General features: G+C 46.4%; 16 protein-coding genes. 7 read left to right on the top strand and 9 right to left on the bottom strand.

What is annotated here, in order from left to right:
• Positions 1 to 2: 2 nt before the first annotated feature.
• The 7 genes from R7Q11_RS03890 to R7Q11_RS03920 form a co-directional block, all read right to left on the bottom strand.
• Positions 3 to 893 carry an HlyD family secretion protein gene (locus R7Q11_RS03890; RefSeq protein WP_225466205.1) on the bottom strand — a complete coding sequence of 297 codons (891 nt, stop codon included), beginning with the start codon at positions 891 to 893 and terminating at the stop codon, positions 3 to 5.
• Positions 894 to 905: 12 nt separating this feature from the next.
• Positions 906 to 1,109 (bottom strand): DUF1656 domain-containing protein, encoded by a 204-nt coding sequence (locus tag R7Q11_RS03895; RefSeq protein WP_005462724.1) that lies wholly within the window; start codon positions 1,107 to 1,109, stop codon positions 906 to 908.
• Positions 1,109 to 2,752 carry a TolC family protein gene (locus R7Q11_RS03900; RefSeq protein WP_225466206.1) on the bottom strand — a complete coding sequence of 548 codons (1,644 nt, stop codon included), beginning with the start codon at positions 2,750 to 2,752 and terminating at the stop codon, positions 1,109 to 1,111. Before R7Q11_RS03900 ends, R7Q11_RS03895 begins: the two co-directional genes overlap by 1 nt.
• Before the next feature lie 10 nt (positions 2,753 to 2,762).
• Positions 2,763 to 4,940 (bottom strand): FUSC family protein, encoded by a 2,178-nt coding sequence (locus R7Q11_RS03905; RefSeq protein ID WP_225466207.1) that lies wholly within the window; start codon positions 4,938 to 4,940, stop codon positions 2,763 to 2,765.
• A 381-nt stretch (positions 4,941 to 5,321) separates the two neighbouring features.
• Entirely contained in the window at positions 5,322 to 6,197 is an 876-nt protein-coding gene (locus R7Q11_RS03910) for a DMT family transporter (protein WP_225466208.1), read from the bottom strand.
• Positions 6,198 to 6,338: 141 nt separating this feature from the next.
• Complete coding sequence (gene yidZ, locus R7Q11_RS03915; RefSeq protein WP_171345523.1) at positions 6,339 to 7,307, bottom strand: HTH-type transcriptional regulator YidZ; 969 nt, start codon at positions 7,305 to 7,307, stop codon at positions 6,339 to 6,341.
• Positions 7,282 to 8,472, bottom strand: a complete 1,191-nt coding sequence (locus R7Q11_RS03920) for an MFS transporter (protein ID WP_225466209.1) — start codon at positions 8,470 to 8,472, stop codon at positions 7,282 to 7,284. The genes yidZ and R7Q11_RS03920 overlap by 26 nt, the downstream gene beginning before the upstream one ends.
• Positions 8,473 to 8,626: 154 nt before the next feature.
• Here R7Q11_RS03920 and R7Q11_RS03925 point away from each other — a divergent pair, with 154 nt between their 5' ends.
• Together R7Q11_RS03925 and R7Q11_RS03930 are read left to right on the top strand one after the other, a co-directional pair.
• Positions 8,627 to 9,097: a GNAT family N-acetyltransferase gene (locus tag R7Q11_RS03925; protein ID WP_054579371.1), complete on the top strand. Its 471-nt coding sequence runs from the start codon at positions 8,627 to 8,629 to the stop codon at positions 9,095 to 9,097.
• Positions 9,098 to 9,121: 24 nt separating this feature from the next.
• Positions 9,122 to 9,580, top strand: coding sequence for a GNAT family N-acetyltransferase (locus tag R7Q11_RS03930; protein ID WP_005386911.1), 459 nt, complete (start codon positions 9,122 to 9,124; stop codon positions 9,578 to 9,580).
• 34 nt (positions 9,581 to 9,614) lie between these two features.
• Here R7Q11_RS03930 and R7Q11_RS03935 read toward each other — a convergent pair whose 3' ends face one another.
• Entirely contained in the window at positions 9,615 to 10,127 is a 513-nt protein-coding gene (locus tag R7Q11_RS03935) for a DUF2799 domain-containing protein (RefSeq protein ID WP_005374970.1), read from the bottom strand.
• Positions 10,128 to 10,386: 259 nt separating this feature from the next.
• On the opposite strand from R7Q11_RS03935, the gene R7Q11_RS03940 reads away from it, so the two are divergent.
• The 4 genes from R7Q11_RS03940 to R7Q11_RS03955 all read left to right on the top strand — a co-directional run bounded on the left by R7Q11_RS03940 (position 10,387) and on the right by R7Q11_RS03955 (position 14,370).
• Complete coding sequence (locus R7Q11_RS03940; RefSeq protein ID WP_206953150.1) at positions 10,387 to 11,097, top strand: response regulator; 711 nt, start codon at positions 10,387 to 10,389, stop codon at positions 11,095 to 11,097.
• Positions 11,097 to 12,539, top strand: coding sequence for a two-component system sensor histidine kinase CreC (gene creC, locus R7Q11_RS03945; RefSeq protein ID WP_225466240.1), 1,443 nt, complete (start codon positions 11,097 to 11,099; stop codon positions 12,537 to 12,539). Before R7Q11_RS03940 ends, creC begins: the two co-directional genes overlap by 1 nt.
• A gap of 75 nt (positions 12,540 to 12,614) precedes the next feature.
• Positions 12,615 to 13,955, top strand: a complete 1,341-nt coding sequence (creD, locus tag R7Q11_RS03950; RefSeq protein WP_213904640.1) for a cell envelope integrity protein CreD — start codon at positions 12,615 to 12,617, stop codon at positions 13,953 to 13,955.
• The gene (locus R7Q11_RS03955) at positions 13,942 to 14,370 is read left to right on the top strand and encodes a DUF2809 domain-containing protein (RefSeq protein ID WP_186585089.1); all 429 of its coding nucleotides are present in this window, start codon (positions 13,942 to 13,944) and stop codon (positions 14,368 to 14,370) included. Before creD ends, R7Q11_RS03955 begins: the two co-directional genes overlap by 14 nt.
• A gap of 240 nt (positions 14,371 to 14,610) precedes the next feature.
• On the opposite strand, the gene R7Q11_RS03960 is transcribed toward R7Q11_RS03955, so the two are convergent.
• A complete protein-coding gene (locus tag R7Q11_RS03960) occupies positions 14,611 to 15,285 on the bottom strand; it encodes a fructose-6-phosphate aldolase (RefSeq protein ID WP_225466210.1) in 675 nt (224 codons plus the stop codon).
• Between the two features lie 256 nt (positions 15,286 to 15,541).
• On the opposite strand from R7Q11_RS03960, the gene R7Q11_RS03965 reads away from it, so the two are divergent.
• Complete coding sequence (locus R7Q11_RS03965; protein WP_053307942.1) at positions 15,542 to 16,483, top strand: glycyl-radical enzyme activating protein; 942 nt, start codon at positions 15,542 to 15,544, stop codon at positions 16,481 to 16,483.
• Position 16,484 lies beyond the last annotated feature (1 nt).

A 16,484-nucleotide genomic window follows, 5' to 3' on the forward strand; every position in this document is an offset into this window, starting at 1 on the left:
AATTATTGTTCACTTTCTGCGGATGACTCTTTCATCACCATGATGGACGCAGAAAGCCCGAATCGAAGATCAACATCTCCAGGAAGTTCTTGTAGGGAGATTCGCACCGGAATACGTTGTGCTAGGCGAATCCACTGAAAAACAGGGTTTACGTTTGGAAGAAGGTTGTAGCCGACCGTGCCGTCTTTGGGCGCAATACCCCAACCAATCGAGTCAACCGTCGCGTCAATTGGCGTGTCTGGGTGAGACATCAAAGTGACACGCGCTTGGCTGCCAGGTTCGATTTGCGCAAGTTGGTTTTCACGGAAGAAACCAAATACCCAAAAGCTGTTTTTGTCGATCAGTGCGAGCAGTGGTTGGTTTGCGACCGCTTGCGTACCGTTTCTAATATCGAGGTTAGATACAAAACCATCGACGGTCGCATAAACTTTGGTAAAGCTGAGATTAAGGCGTGCTGATTTTAGTTGCTCTTCTGCAGATTTGATTTGCAGTAGCGATTCTTCGTAAGCGATTTCACGACGAATCAGATCCTTGTGCGAAACTGCGCCACGGTCTTTGGCACGAATGTCTTTTAAGCGGTCATATTCGATTTTTTTACCGCGAGAGCTAACAATGGAGCGCTCCAGTGCTACTTCGGCTTGAGATAACGCAACCTGGTAAGTCGCAGGGTCGATTTCAAACAGTAAATCCCCCGTTTTTACTTCTTGGTTGTCTTGCACTGCGACATTTACAATTGGGCCTGATACGCGAGGAGCCACTTTGATGACGTTAGCACGCACTTGCCCATCTCGTGTCCATGGGTTATTAAAGTATTCCTCAAACTTTTGATAGCCGAGCCAAGCTGCGCCACCAAGAATGACAAGATTGAGTGCGATTACGAATAGTTTTTTCATCTTGTTTGGCACCTAAAATTGAATATAAAAGCTGTCGATGGCCACCACATAACCGACCATGATGGCAATAAACGTCAGAGACGGAAAAGCGATGAAGCGAGACAAACGTGTCTTGTTCAATATCATCACCGTTATCCACGTGGCCGTGACGGCGAGAAAGAGCACGAGTAGCGTAGGAGAAAAGTAAATGTCTCCCCAAGAAAGTTCATGAGGCATTACCGATCCTCCGTTTTGTTTTCATCACTGGTCTCAGCCGGAGTTTCGAGGCGCAAAGGCGGCAATACGCGGTTTTCTTTATTTAAATAATCATCCCAGTCAGTTCGTTCTGTCATTTGCTTGGCAATAGATTCACTGAGGAAGGGTTTGCCTGTTTGGGTTTGCCAGCCTCCACCGAGGGCTTTATAGAGTGCAACAACTTGGTTCGCCACGTTCCCTTTGATCGTTGCGTAGCTGTCTTCCGCACGGGTCATTTTTTCTACCGAGTTAAGCAGACGTTCGAATGAAATTTGTCCGTTTTCGTACTGTGTCATGGATATGTTGAACGCACGAATGGAAGAGTTGACCGATTGCAAGCGTAAATCTTTTTGTTGCAAATACAGGTCATACGCTTCGATTGCATTGGTGACTTCATTAACGGCTTGCAGTACCTTTTTGTTGTAGTTCGTCAGCGTTTCTTGGAAGCGAGCATCTTCGAAACGAATGTTATTTTTCACGCGTCCGTATTGGAAAATGTTCCAACTGAACGTTGGGCCAACCACCATGGTGAGCGAATCGCTAAAACTGAAACTGCTGCCATCGGGAACCGTACTGTCGATACCGATGGAACCGAACAACGAAAAGCTTGGGTACAGAGCGGTTTCTGCCACGCCAATCTGCGCACTTTGCGCGCGAGCTTGCATCTCAGAGACTTGCAAATCCGGACGTCGCATCACTAAGTTAGCATCCACTTGCGTATCCAAAAGCGGTGGACGTGGCACAATGGAACGCTCGTCGGTGCCCGATAGTGCCGATTTTCTGCCCGTCGATTTGAACTGGGCTTCGTACTCAGCGATTTGCTTGTGCATCCCATCCGACTGTAGCAGTCGATCTACTTCTTCTGGTAACAGACCCAGTAGCAAAGCCAACACAGTACGTGATTGCTTCATTGCCACTTCGAGGCTCGGTAACGCTGCTTTGGTGGTGTAGAGTTGGTTTTTAGCTTGTTGAACGTCCAATTCTGTAACGTTGCCAGAGTCGAACTGCACCTGAGTAATACGTACGACACGCTCTTGAATCTCTATGTTGCGGCGAGACAGCAAAATACGTTCTTGGAATGTGCGATAGTTGATGTAATTGCGCGCCACTTCGGCGGTTATGGTGACCATGATGTCGTGATACGATGCGATGGATGCGTAGTAACCCGCTTCTGCCGACTCAATACCGCGAGCATACTTGCCCCAAACATCCATTTCCCAAGCAGCATCAAACGACAAAGTGGCGTTATTCACGCCCTGATCATTTACGTAGGCACGCGCTAGGTTTCCTGACACGGTTTGAACTTGTGGGTATTGCAAGCCAGTCGAAATACCAAGCAATGAACGTGCTTGGACAATTCGTAGCCCTGCGGCTTCTAAATCGAGGTTTTGTTTGCTCGCCAACTCAACCAGCTGATTAAGAGTCGAGTCATTAAATTGCTGCCACCATTGTTGTAGCTGTTGCTCTGATTGCTGCGTATCTTTGGCTGCTTTTTGCACCGACCAGTCACTTGGCAGTGGCGCCTGCTTTGGATGAACATAATCTGGTCCTACCGTGGTACACGCACTGAGTCCGAGCAAAGAAAGTATGGCGAGGCTTGGTTTGGTTAGTTTTGGAAGCATCATATCCCCACCTTTAAAAACGCTTCTGTTGTAAGTTCACCCAATCGATATCCTCGTAGGTTTGCTTGCAATGCTTGATTGCTTCGAACACGTTCCGTTTTAAATTCAGCAAGATATAAAAACCGGCTATCTCTGAATAAGCGTAGTCAGATAAATCCAACTCACTAAAAAAATCTTCCAGTTTATCTTCGAATGTTTGGTAATCCTGACTGTATTGGTCGAATACGGAGTCGAGTTCTTGTGTTGCTTGATGGCTGGCTAAAGCGCCCGCCATCAAAGGAATGATGGAATCGCGGTGCTGTTGGCGAAGCTGAGTAATCAGCGGATTGGTCATCAACTTTTTCTCGGCGGCCATTAAGATGTTGATGTGATTACTGAGTACATCACACGCTTTGCTAAACGCGCCAATCGCTTCTGGCGTGGTTTTGTCAAAGTGTTTGTGGTTGATTTTCGAACCCCACACCTTGAGCTTTTTCGATGAAACGTTGAGCGTCACCAAGTGCAAGGCCCGTTTGAGCGGCGTGATAATCGAGCTGGACTGCTTCTGATAGGAGTCAAACAGATCCCGAGTGTGCCTAAAATAGCGCTCTTTTATGGTCAAAAAGAGGTGTTCTGGTCGTGAGCTAAACGGGAAGTAGTGCGCGAAAATGATCATGAACACCACCATGTAGAACAGCAGCATGATCGTCATGAGGATCCCGAAGTGATAGAACATGTTGTTGTCTAAACCGAGAACAAACAAGCCCACCATGTAGAAAATCGTCACTGGCCCGTTAAACAGATAAAAGCCGATAAAGGTGTAGATAAAGATGAACAGGCCAAGTTCTAACCCGAGATCCAATTGCGGAAGAATGAAGACGTAAGAAGGCACCGCGAACAAGAAGCCGAAAGTGAACAGCGCAAGCAACAAAATCGGGTGCACAGGCACGAATGACAGCAAAGACATAAACATGGTCGAGAAGACCACGAACGAGTAGCCGCCTGGTGGATTGAAATAAATCCAAATCAGTCCTGCAACCCAATAAGTGACAAAGGTTTTGACCGCGGTTTTAAAGTTTTCTGCGTCCCACCATAGAAACTTGCCTTTCGGTTTCGGTAGCGGCACGTCAAAGGAGACATTGTTCGTCACAGAGTCAATGCAGCTAATGCTCTCCGCCAAACGCGACAATTTTTGATGCATGAGCCCCAAAAGGTGCCCCAGCATAAGCGCAGAGCCTTTCTCTAGGTGCGCTGCGTCTTCAAGCAACGCTTGGTTGTATTCGACTTTGAACTCTTGAGCACGAAAAGCGGGCTCTTTTTCGTCCCAGACTTGTTGGCAGGTATCAAATAGCGCGTCAATTTCCGCAACGGCTTGATCAAAGTTGCTGATGCTTTCACGGTCTTGCTGGTGGCTAAAGTGGCTGTGCGCCGCGACGGTCAATTGTTGCGTTACTTGCTTGTTCAAATGAACCGCCAAGCGCCACTCTTTCATGTAGGCCGACACGTCGCTGCATTCCACACTGACTGTGGCAAAACGCTGTTCGAGCGCATTTTGAGCGGCAAACATCTGTTCGATGAGAGTGTCCACGCTAGGAGGTTGTGGCTCTTCCGATTCTGGATTTTCTTCTCCGCCTTCTTGAGGAGAGATTTGCCCTGCCGATTTTTGCTCGAAATTTTGCAAGATAGAGGTGAACAACGCGCGTTGTGCTTGGTTGAGTTGTTCGATGAGCTGTCTTAGGTTTTGTTCTGTTTTGGTCGGGAATAAGAAAGTCCCCACGAGTGTGTAAACCACCACCCCAAACACCGTCATGTAGGCGCGGTCAACGCCATAAAGAAACGCACCTTCTGCGTCACCGCCATTGGACATCATCAGTGTCATCACGCCGGTCAGCATGAGTAGCGTTGGATCTTTTTGATAGGCATTACGGAAGTAAAAAATGAATGAGACCACAACCGACACGCTCAGCATGTACAGCAAGCGGTCTTGAGCAAACAACCCCACCAGTAACAAGCCAACCACGGCACCAACCAATGTACCTAACACGCGTAAGGTACCTTTGGCGAGTGATTCACGACGACTGCCTGTCGATGCAATCAGCATTACAGTAGTTGCGGCCGTCGATGCTTGCGGCCAACCCATGGCAAACGGGATCAGATAAGCCAGAGTCAGGCTAAGCGATACTTTAATAGCGAATTTTATTTTGTCGTTCATAGTGTCAAAGTTTGCTCAGGCTTATCGTTATAAGTTGATGAATTTCTTATATGAATAATCAGAATCTTGTTCTGAATAAATTCGGGGGGCGGAATATAGCGGGTGAAAAAGTGTGCTTTGTAAACCCTTTGTCAAAACAAAAAGTGCGTATTTGGCTTGATCTCGTGCTAGCCCTTGGCGTTATTGGTGAAACGCCTAAAACGAGCAAATTCGCGATCTGTGATGATTCTCACTTTTGAAACAAAATCGTTGCATTGTGTGAGCCAATGCTCACCTTATATTCTTCGCCTGGTACCAAAGCAGACCACTTATACCATCTGCAATGAGCTTTACTGCTTTAAAAAGCATAGATGATGAATGGGTATTTGAGAGGGAAAGTTATTACTTTTTATCGGCTTGCTGATTGTTCGTTTGTTTTTTGGATCGAGATAAAAAAACCAAAGCGATCCCACCAAGAATGATGCCGCTGGTTGAAAGAGTATGCAGTGAAAGAGGCTCGTGGAGTACGATGCTGCCGAGTAGCAAAGCAATGGCTGGCACAGAAAGTTGGCTGACGGCGGCTTGAAGCAAAGAGAGCTTACGTACGACTTGGTACCAAAGTGTATAACCAAGGCCAGAGGCAATGGCACCAGATGCGATAGCGAGCAACACTCCGCTCAAAGAAAGGTGGATTGAGGACAAGATTAATGGCGAAAGGAGCACGCCAATTATTGATGCTGCGATGAATCCCCACGTGATTCCACTACTTGGAGAAGGCGCTTGTTTACCGAGCGCAGTAAACGCAGCCCAACAAACGCCAGAAATCAACATGAGAAGTGCAGAGCTAATATCGGGGCGAGTGGCAGATGGCAACATCAACCAAACAAATCCAACAATTGAAAGGCCGATACCGATGATTTCGAGAAACTGAAAGCGCTCACCTTGCAACCAATAGATCGCCAGTAATGTAAGTTGCACGGCACCAAACAAAAGCAAAGCACCAGTTCCTGTCGCCAGTTGTAAGTACGCGAAAGAGAAAAGGGCTGCGTAACCAAATAACGCCACGCCAGCAAAAAAGCGAAAGCGAGAAGTTGGCCGATCGGTTTTCCACTGACCTCTCACGACAAGCATTGCGATTAAGGTAATCGCGCCAGATATCAATCGAACGAGCGTGAAGCTTCCTGCATCAATTAACCCTTCTGCCAAGGCAAGTCGGCACAATAATGAATTGGCAGCGAACGCCAGCATTGCAATAGCAGTGAGTAAGAAGGTCGACATCCTTGATCCTTAGCGTGTAAATGAACAGCTAGTGTAGATCCAAAAGAACATTTTTATTAGTTGATAAAGTGATTAGTTATAGCTATCAGAGCAAGAAAGTCATTAAAAATAACCAGAGAAAACCTGACCTTAGCCTGAGTCTTACTGTGGTTGGGAAGGTTGTTTGTACAATGACTTAATGGTGTTTTTCAACCATAGCAATTTGGGGTTGTACGCATTGCGTTTATGCCAAATCATGGTAAATGGAATCAGTAACTTGTCTTGTTGAGTTTTGTCTAACGGAATTGGCAAGCACACCAAATCGAGATGCAGCTTTTCTGTGTAACTTTTGCAATAGTGCGGCGCGGTGGTGATCATGTCATGCGTCGGCTGCGCTGCCATAAAAAGAGATTGCTCAAAGTTGGACATCGTCAGCCCGATAGAGCGCTGTAGCCCTAGTTCCGTTAATACTTCATCCAACGCCCAAGTTTCACTTTTTTCCCAAACAATATTGATGTGTTGGTAGCTCAGAAAGGTCTCGAGATTCCACTCTTGCTGTAATGCCGGATGATCTTTATGTAAATACACCATCGGCAGGTCATAAAATAGAATCTCAAAATCCAAGAAATAAGGCAGAAGATCCAACGACTCTTTCGATCTCGGGTGACTCTCTCGGCCGGTAAAACCGATATCCGCCTCTCCTCGAATGATGGCGTCGAGTGAATCGTAATCCCAGTTACTGGTTTTTACTTTCGCTTCAGGGTATCGCTGGTGGATAGCGACGATGAGTCTGTCCAGCACCGTGAGCACTAATGGCGACTCAATCGTGATATCAAAACGCACTCCTTTAGGCGTAATATCGCTGCGTTTTTCTGCAATTTGGCTGCCAATTTGCAGCCATTCTGCGAGATCTTGCTCCATGCTTTGTGCCAAAGGCGTTGGCGCAAGACCTTTAGGTGTTTTGACAAACAAAGGATCATCGAACCAATGACGAAGTTTGTTGAGCGACTTACTTACGGTAGAGGGCGTAACGTTCAGCTTTTTCGAGGCTTTCGAGACGCTTTGCTCTTGCAGCAATAATTGCAGAGTGAACAGTAAGTTTAAATCAAGTCGCGCTAGGGATTTCTTCATAATGGGTATCGTGAACAGGCTTTGGAATCAATAGTATTAGAGCAAGGCTGATTACGCTACCTAACACTAAGATAAACACCAACATATTCAGTGCACTAACGCCGATGAAACCTATAAACCAAATATAGAACGCGGAACTACAAACTTGAGCAATGCCCAGTAGTGAGCTCGCCACGCCAGCTTGTTGAGAGAATGGGCTGAGCGCTTGGCTCATGGCCACGCCAAAGCCACAAGCGAAGCCAGCGCAAATCAGCCCAAGTCCGAACACATAGTAAAAAGGTTGTCCATCATGGAAATGGGCAGCACTGAGCACGATGCCTGCACACGCGAGCAATACTTGAGAGGTCATCAATAAGGTTCGCTGCTTAAAAATCCCCAATGCCAATGGCGCCGAGAACGAAATCAACATACTGATCGTCGCAGTCCCAGCCATGATGGAAGAATAGCCACCGCGATCAAAACCAAGCATGCTCATCACGACAATTGGTGAAGCGTTAACAAAGGTCAGAATGGTGGTCACTCCAAGTGCAGTAATGATCAGCCTACTGATAAAAAATCGCTCGAAGAAAGTCTCTTGATGGCTCTCTGGCGCTGTCTGCTCTTCACCTTGTTGGCTGGGTAGTGATTCCTTGAGAACAAAAATGGCCAATACACTGACGAGAATGCCCATTCCTGCCATTGTGGTAAACAAACTCGGCCAAGGAAATTTCAGCATAATCAAGTGACCAATCACGGGTGCGATCACTGGAATGATACAGGTGATGCCATTGAGCATCGACAATACTCTCGCGCGGCGTTCATCGTCTAACGTGTCGCGTAAAATCGCGAACGCAACGACATAGCAAGATCCAGCACCGATGCCTTGGCAAAAGCGAGCAATCAAGAAAGTGTTTGGTTGCTCGGCCATCCTGCCGAGAAAAGATGCGAGCACGAAGATCATCGCGCCGACGACGGCAACGGGCTTTCGTCCCACAGAGTCTGCAATTTTTCCCGCGAATAACATCGTGGTAGCCATGCCAGCTAAATAGATCGAAAACGCAATATGCAACTGAGATTCACTGGCGTTGAGATCTGACGCAATTTGAGGCAAACCAACAAGATACAAATCAATGGCAGTAGGGTAGAGTAAGACGAGTGCAAAACTGCAAAGTAAAAAACGGGACATGGAAACCTCTCTATCGAATGGCGAGGATAATAGAGTGCTAAACGTTTGCCTGCGAGTGGGAAATACGACACCAGGTATTTCTATTTACGACACCAGGTATTTCTATTTACGACATACCCTGTATGAATTGAGCATAAAAACAACAAGGAAGATTATGATTACCATTGAAAAGTATTCGCCTGAGCGACATGAACAAACTTGCGAACTTAGCGTGCTAGAAGAGCAATCGCAGTTTACGGTCGCGGATGTGGGTGAAATGCTTACGCGTCTTGAACCTACAGAGCTTCCGCATCTGATTCTGGCGGACGATGACGTGGTTGGCTTTTTTCTATTTGATGCAGCTTACAGCGAGAAATACGATTTTTGCCCGAAAAACAGTTTAGGCGTGCGTGCTTTGCTGGTGGATCACCGTCATCAAGGCAAAGGCATCGCCAAGCGAGCCATTCAACAGTTTGCCAATTTCGCCAAACGCCATTATCCCGAGTTTGATGCGCTTTATCTCACTGTGAATTGCCGCAACATACCTGCTTATCAGTGCTATTTAAAATCAGGGTTTGAAGATACCAATGAGCTTTACCACGGCGGCCCCGTTGGACCGCAACACATTATGAGACAGCCGCTTTAGCTAGGAAAAACCAAGGATGGAAAGATGAGGATTGAAATCGACAATTTAGAACGGCCGCAAGTGATAGCGCTGTTGGAAGGACATTTACAGGACATGTACGCCACGTCACCACCAGAAAGCGTGCATGCGTTAGATTTAGATAAGCTCAAAGCGCCAGAAGTGACGTTTTGGACCGGATGGAAAGGTGAGCAACTGCTTGGGTGTGCGGCGATTAAAGAGTTGGATGACCAACACGCGGAGCTGAAATCCATGCGCACCACGCCTACGGCAAGAAACCAAGGTGTGGCATCTCAATTATTGATTCATGTGATTGAGCAAGCGAAGCAAAAAGGTTTGCAGCGCTTGAGTTTAGAAACGGGCTCGATGGAGTTTTTTAAACCAGCGCGCCTGTTGTATGAAAAGCATGGCTTTGTGTACTGCGAGCCGTTCGGGGATTACGAACTCGATCCGAACAGTCAATTCATGACCCTAGAACTGAGTTAGGGCCATGAATTTTTAGAAGCTAAATCCAATCGATTTAGAAATTCAGATTCAAGTTGATGGTTGGCGACAAGAGGCTTGAACGCTCGTCAGCCAATCGCTTTCTCTTCTCTTTCAGTCTCTTGGCATTATCTTTGTCTGGATTGCCATCAAGCTGATTATCGATGACCGAGATTTCAGTATCGATTTGTTGGATGCGTTGCTGGCGTTGATATTCTTGATGACCTAACTGGTAGTTCTCAATAAACTCTTTGCTGCTGCATACACCGTAATATTCTTTGCCTTCGATACCGACAGTGTACCCATTGTCTGGTGAGCAATATTGGATAGTGCCTTTATCAAAGCCTTCTTTCCATTTCGCTCGGTCGGGTGTCACACCCGCTTCACCACAGTCTTCGGTATAGCTATTGATAATGTTTGGATCGTTGCCATCTCGGCCATCTTGATAACCTACGTTGTACCAGTTTGCCGTTTTGCACTCATCCGGAGACATGCTGGCGCAACCTGAGAGCAAAGTCAGTAAAGCCAGGGGGATTAGCGCTCTTTTCATCAGTGACTGTCCTTTAAATAAAATCGAATTGATAACTTGAGTTTAAAATGAACACTGTTCATATCAATGGTTGAAATCATTGTATTCACAATTGTGGTGACTCATTAATCTAAGTGATAAATTTATTATGCTGAATAGAAGTGTGTTTGATTAGTATTATCCACGAACTGCGCCTTTGCTGCATCAATCCACTAGCCTTGGCCCCAAATTAAGTGATAATACCAATATAAAGATAAACACCGCCAATGAGGCTAAGACATTGAGCGAACAACCCACCGTCCTTATTATCGAGGATGAATCTGCTATCGCAGAGAACCTGATTCATGTATTAGAGATGGATGGCTACCACGCAGAGTGGTTTGCAACAGCAGGAGAGGGCTTAGCTTTTTTACAGCACAACTCCGCAGCGTTACTTGTCTTAGACGTAGGCTTACCGGATGGCAATGGTTTTGAATTGTGCAAAACCATCCGTGAGTTTTCTGATATCCCCATTATCTTTCTCACCGCAAGAAGCGATGAAATTGACCGCGTCGTGGGCTTGGAGATTGGCGCGGATGATTACGTGACTAAGCCATTTAGCCCGCGCGAAATGTTGGCTCGCATTAAACTTCGAATCAAAGCTAAAGCGCCAATGATGGAGCACAAACCAGAGCCTGTGGCTGTTCCAGATCAACCTCAATTTAGTCAAGATTTGGTTGCGCAGAACTTTGACTACGGTGTTGGCGGGCAAATGCTTGGGTTAACTGCGGTGGAATTTAAGATCCTCGATAAGCTGATTTCCGTCTCTTCCAATGTATTGAGTCGAGAGCAACTTATGATCGCGGCAGACATGGCGCCAGAGGCTGCATATGAGCGTAATATCGATACCCATATCAAAGCCATTCGCCATAAGTTGAAGCCGTTTGAGATGTCTGAACGCATCTGTACCAAGCGTGGCTTTGGTTACTTTTACTGCATTAAAGGTGAATGATGAACCGCTGGCCGAAGATCCCTCTTGGACTCAGACTGTTTTTTCTCTACTTTATCTTAGTCGGAATGACGGCTTACATGGTGAGCAAAACCGTTGTCCAAGAACTTAAGCCAACCGTGCGCCAAACCACCGAAGAGACGCTAGTGGATATGGCGAACTTGCTCGCGGTATTGGCAGAAGAGGACGTTGCAAACGGAAAGTTGTCTGAGAGTCGCTTCTCCAAACTGCTAGCGGCTTATGGGCAGCGAGAACCTCAAGCGCGCATTTGGGAAATTGGCAAAAAAGCGATTAATCATCGAATTTACATCACCGATAAACAAGGCATTGTGATTGCGGATTCTTGGCAGCAAGACGTAGGCAAAGACTACTCGCAATGGAACGATGTGTATCTCACGTTGCGTGGTCAATACGGCGCGCGCAGTACCATCGAAGACCCGAAAGATCCGCTCTCAACCGTCATGCACGTTGCTGCGCCCATCTACCACAAAGGCGAAATCATTGGCAGCGTGACGGTGGCAAAATCCAATCGCTCAGTACAACCCTTCATCGATCTTTCTAAACGCAATGTGCTGTTTTGGATGGTATGGATGAGTGGTTTAGTGCTATTGGCAGGGGCATTGTTTGCTTGGCGAATTCACTCGGCATTGAACAAGCTAGAAGACTACGCGACCAAAATGGGTGAGGGCAAAAAGGTCTCTAAGCCGACATTTCGTATCTTTTATGAGTACGGCACGCTAAGTGATGCATTAGAGAAAATGCGCAATCAGCTCGATGGTAAGCAGTATGTGGAAGAGTACGTACAGACGCTGACTCATGAGCTGAAAAGCCCGTTATCAGCGATTAAAGGCGCGAGTGAAATATTGCAAATGCCGTTGCCTGAAGAAAAGGTCACGCGCTTTGCTGGCAACATTGAGCGAGAAAGCGACCGCATGCAGTCATTGATTGATAAGTTGCTCGAACTGGCTCGTCTTGAAAAGCGCCCCGAGTTAGAACAAGTCGAAGCTATCTCGCTAGAACAAATGGTCAATGAAGTGGTTGAGTCGGCGGATGCGCGTTTGAGTGCTAAGTCGGTCACTGCCAAAATCCAAATTGATGACCATCTCTCCGTACTTGGTGATGCCTTCTTACTGAAACAAGCCGTTTTTAACCTGATGGACAATGCGCTGGATTTTGTTCATTCAGAGGGATGCATTGAATGGAAAACTGAGGTCACGAAAGAAAAGGTGTGCCTGTCGATTTTCAATTCAGGTCCTCACATTCCCGACTATGCATTGCCTCGTTTAACCGAGCGCTTCTACTCCCTCGCTCGGGAAAATGGTGTTAAGAGCACTGGGCTCGGGCTGAATTTTGTTGAGCAAGTGATCAAGCTGCACAAAGGTCAGTTGCAAGTCGAAAACGTCGATGCTGGCGTGAAAGTGACCCTGATTTTACCAACTCCATAGAAACTCCACATTAGCTCCATTCGTTCTCCAAATTGCTGATTTAGATTACTTCCATCAGCAAATGGAGAATGAAACATGAAAAAGATCCTCAATAACCAACTCGGCACGAAGTTCGCCTTCGTGCTGTTTTTGTTTGTCTTACTGCAAATCCCGCTTTCAATGGTCACAGGACTGATCTCAGAACGCTCATATCGCCAAGATGAAGTCAGAAACGACATCGCACGCAGCAGCAGCGGCGAACAGCGCATCATTGGTCCATTCATCATGGTTAACTACACCGAAACCAGTTACCGAGATGACAAAGTACAGATTAAAGAGCGTCGTAAATTTCTTTTACCTAGCACTTTTGATATGAGCGCGAATCTGGACAGTTTTGAAAAGTACCGAGGCATTTACCGCGCGCGTTTATACAAAGCACAAGTGGCACTGAAAGGCGCTTTTGATGCAGACGATCTCGCGGCGTTGCAGGGGCTTGATATTGAAAACATGAGCCTAGTGGTTGGCATTGAAGACAGCCGTGGATTGATTCGTTTGGATGACATGACCATGGCGAGTGCTGACATCGAAGTCGCACCGGGAACGGGGTTAAATCAGTTGCCACAAGGCTTCCACAGCGATCTGACACTTGCAGACGTAAACGCAGAACAACCTTTGGCATTCGATCTTAACTTCTTGCTGCAAGGGATGGGTCAGCTTCAAGTCACACCAATCGGCAGTCAAACAACGGTTGAACTCTCTTCAACTTGGGCACATCCAAGCTTTATTGGTGATTACTTACCGGTGTCGTCAGAGGTATCTGAAGATGGATTTAACGCGCAATGGGCGAGCAACAACTTCTCAACCAATATCGCGCAGCTGTTCCAAAGCTGTTTGTCATCGAATCACGCTTGTCACGAGCTTGAACAGCGACAAATGGGCGTAGATTTGATTGACCCTGTTGATCACTATTTGAAGTCTCACCGAGCTGTGAACTATTCACTGTTGGTTATCACATTAGTGTTTGCGAGTTTTTTCTTACTGGAGCTGTTCCAAGCGCGTCCGGTTCACCCAGTGCAATACGGCTTTATTGGTCTGGCTTTAGCACTTTTCTATCTGTTGCTGATTTCGATGAGTGAACACCTCGGCTTTAACTGGGCATATGTGGTGTCGGCAGTTGCATCGACCTGGCTTTTAAGTGTGTACGTGAGCGGTATGTTGAGCAACACCAAACACGGCGCGATATTTGGAGCGTGTTTGCTCACTCTCTACGGATTACTGTTTGGCTTGCTACAAGCAGAGAGTTACGCATTGGTCATGGGGACATTACTGTGTTTTGCGATTTTGAGCTTCACTATGGTCATTACACGCAACATCGACTGGTACGCACGAAATAAGAAAGCAGAAGAAAGTGCAAAGGCGAATCGTGAAGATGTTTAAACGAGTCACTCTTGCTGGTCAGCCAAGCGATATGGTGGAAGAGACGTCCGCTATCTACCTGCGATTTTCTGCAAAAAATGGACTGAAAAGCTTGGTGTGTTTTATCGCATTGGTCGTTATTGCACTCTATGTTCGAGACAACTTTATTCGCCCGACATTTGGTGATGTTCTCGTTGTGGTTTGGCTCTACTACTTTCTTGCAAGTATGTTCTCTATGCCTGTTAACTGGCTGGTTTCATTGGTGGTGTTGATTGCGTTTGCTGTTGAGTTAGGGCAATTGTTACAGGTCGCAGCTTGGCTTGGTATCGAATCTTCATCGCCTCTGGCAGTGATTTTGGGCGCTACATTTGATTGGAAAGATCTGCTGGCTTACTGCATCGGAGGTCTACTGTGTTGGTGGATAGAAAAGAAATGAAAACCGAGATGAAAGCTATTGCGCTACCAGACCGACTCCGCTATTCCAAACGAGGTATTCGTAAGAGGTTCAAAATTAGTTTACTCAAGCGCCTGTACCTTTGGTCACTGACCAATAGAGAACTGCTGTAAACCTCACCTCTTTATATGAAATACAAAAGGGAACCTTAAACTCACCGGCGCACAGGGTGAGTTAAGATTCCCTTTATTATTCATTGAAAGGTCTAGCTGCTACTTTTAATTAGCTTTCAAATGAAAGTTTCTCGCCGAACGTCTCTTTCCAGTCTTTATCGAACTGTTCAACCGCCGGTTTTACTGCTGGATGTGCGAACATTTGTGCCGCCACATCAGTTGGCAATGTAATGGCTTCGATGCCCAGTTTCATCACCTCCATCGCTTGTTGAGTATTCTTGAAACTGGCTGCCAAAATCTTCGCTGGTCGTTGGTTTTGATCGAGCAACAATTGAAGATCCGCGACCACTTCAACACCGTTGCCGTTCATCGTATCAATGCGGTTTACGTAAGGTGCTAGGTAGTCTGCACCGCACAGTGCTGCAAGGAAACCTTGTTGAGCTGAATAGATAGCGGTAGCAAGAACCTGAATTCCCTCTTTTTTCATTAGCTTAATTGCAGCTAAGCCTGTTTCTGTTGCTGGCACTTTTACCACCATGTCGTAAGGCAATTCATTCAATTGGCGTGCTTCTGCCACCATGCCTTCGACGGTTGAACTCACTACTTGAGCGTGAAAGCGAGGTGTCCCGCCAAGTGCTTCTTGCATGCCTGCTAGGGTTTCATTCAGTCCCTGTTTTGACTTCGCCAAAATGCTTGGGTTTGTCGTCACGCCTTTTAGCGGTAGGCATTGGTTAAAGCGTTTTACTTCTGCCACATCAGCAGTATCTAAATAAAGTTCGATCATGGTTTCTACCTTAAACAAAATCTTCGTTTTGATGATGGGATCACTATAGATCTGACAATCGAACGAGATCTTGATTTTGATCAATTGAAATTTCATTTGAAGCTATAATAATTTCATTAAATGAAAGTTAAGTGAAACTTGTAAACGCTCAAATGAAGCTTTCAGTTAGAAAACAGAAAAGCTGTTCATAAGACTCAACGAGCAAAAGAAACGAATTAAGTAAATAGCGGTAGCACAGACCAAGAGGCAAGCAGAGATGTATTTCAATATTCAACGATTCTCTACCCATGATGGTGATGGCATTCGTTCCATTCTTTTTCTTAAAGGATGCAGCTTGTCTTGTCCTTGGTGTCAAAACCCAGAAAGCCGCAGCGAAAAGTATTCACTGTTGTTTGATCAGCGAAGCTGCATGGAAGATTGCCAGCTGTGCGTTTCTGCTTATCAAGCCACAACTCTAAACACTGCGGGTAGTGAAACGATGGGTGATGGTATTCAACGCATCGACAACCAGATCATCATCAATCGCAAAACCATCAAAGAAGACCAACTGATCGCGCTGCGAAACGTCTGTCCTACGCAAGCACTGACCGTCTGCGGTGAAGAGGCGAAATCAGACATGCTGTTCGACACCTTAATGAAAGACAAACCTTTCTATGACCAAAGCCAAGGTGGCGTGACCTTCTCCGGTGGTGAGCCACTCATGCAAGCGGATTTAGTGGCAGAACTCGCGCAGCGTCTGCATGACAACCAAGTCTCTACCGCCATTGAATCGTGTATGCATGTGCCGTGGAAGAACGTCGAAAAAGCCGCGCCGCATATTGATTGTTGGTTGGCGGATTTAAAACACACCGATGAAGAAAAGTTTCTTAGCTGGGCGAAAGGTTCACTAAAACGCATCAAAGACAATTTCCGAAAACTGGCACCTATCGCGAAACGCATTGTGATTCGCGTTCCCGTTGTGCCGGGGTTCAATGACACCATCGAAGAGTTGAAAGACATCATCGATTTTGCGGCTTCACTAGAAAGCTGCCAAGAACTTCACTTGCTGCCGTACCACACGCTCGGCATCAATAAATACCGTTTGCTCGATATGCCTTACGAGTGTTCTGACAAGCCATTAAACAAACCAGAACTGCTAGAAAGCGCCATGCAATACGCAAGCGAAAACACCCAACTTAACGTGATTGTAAGAGGTTAAC

This window comes from Vibrio sp. 970, from assembly GCF_033339075.1.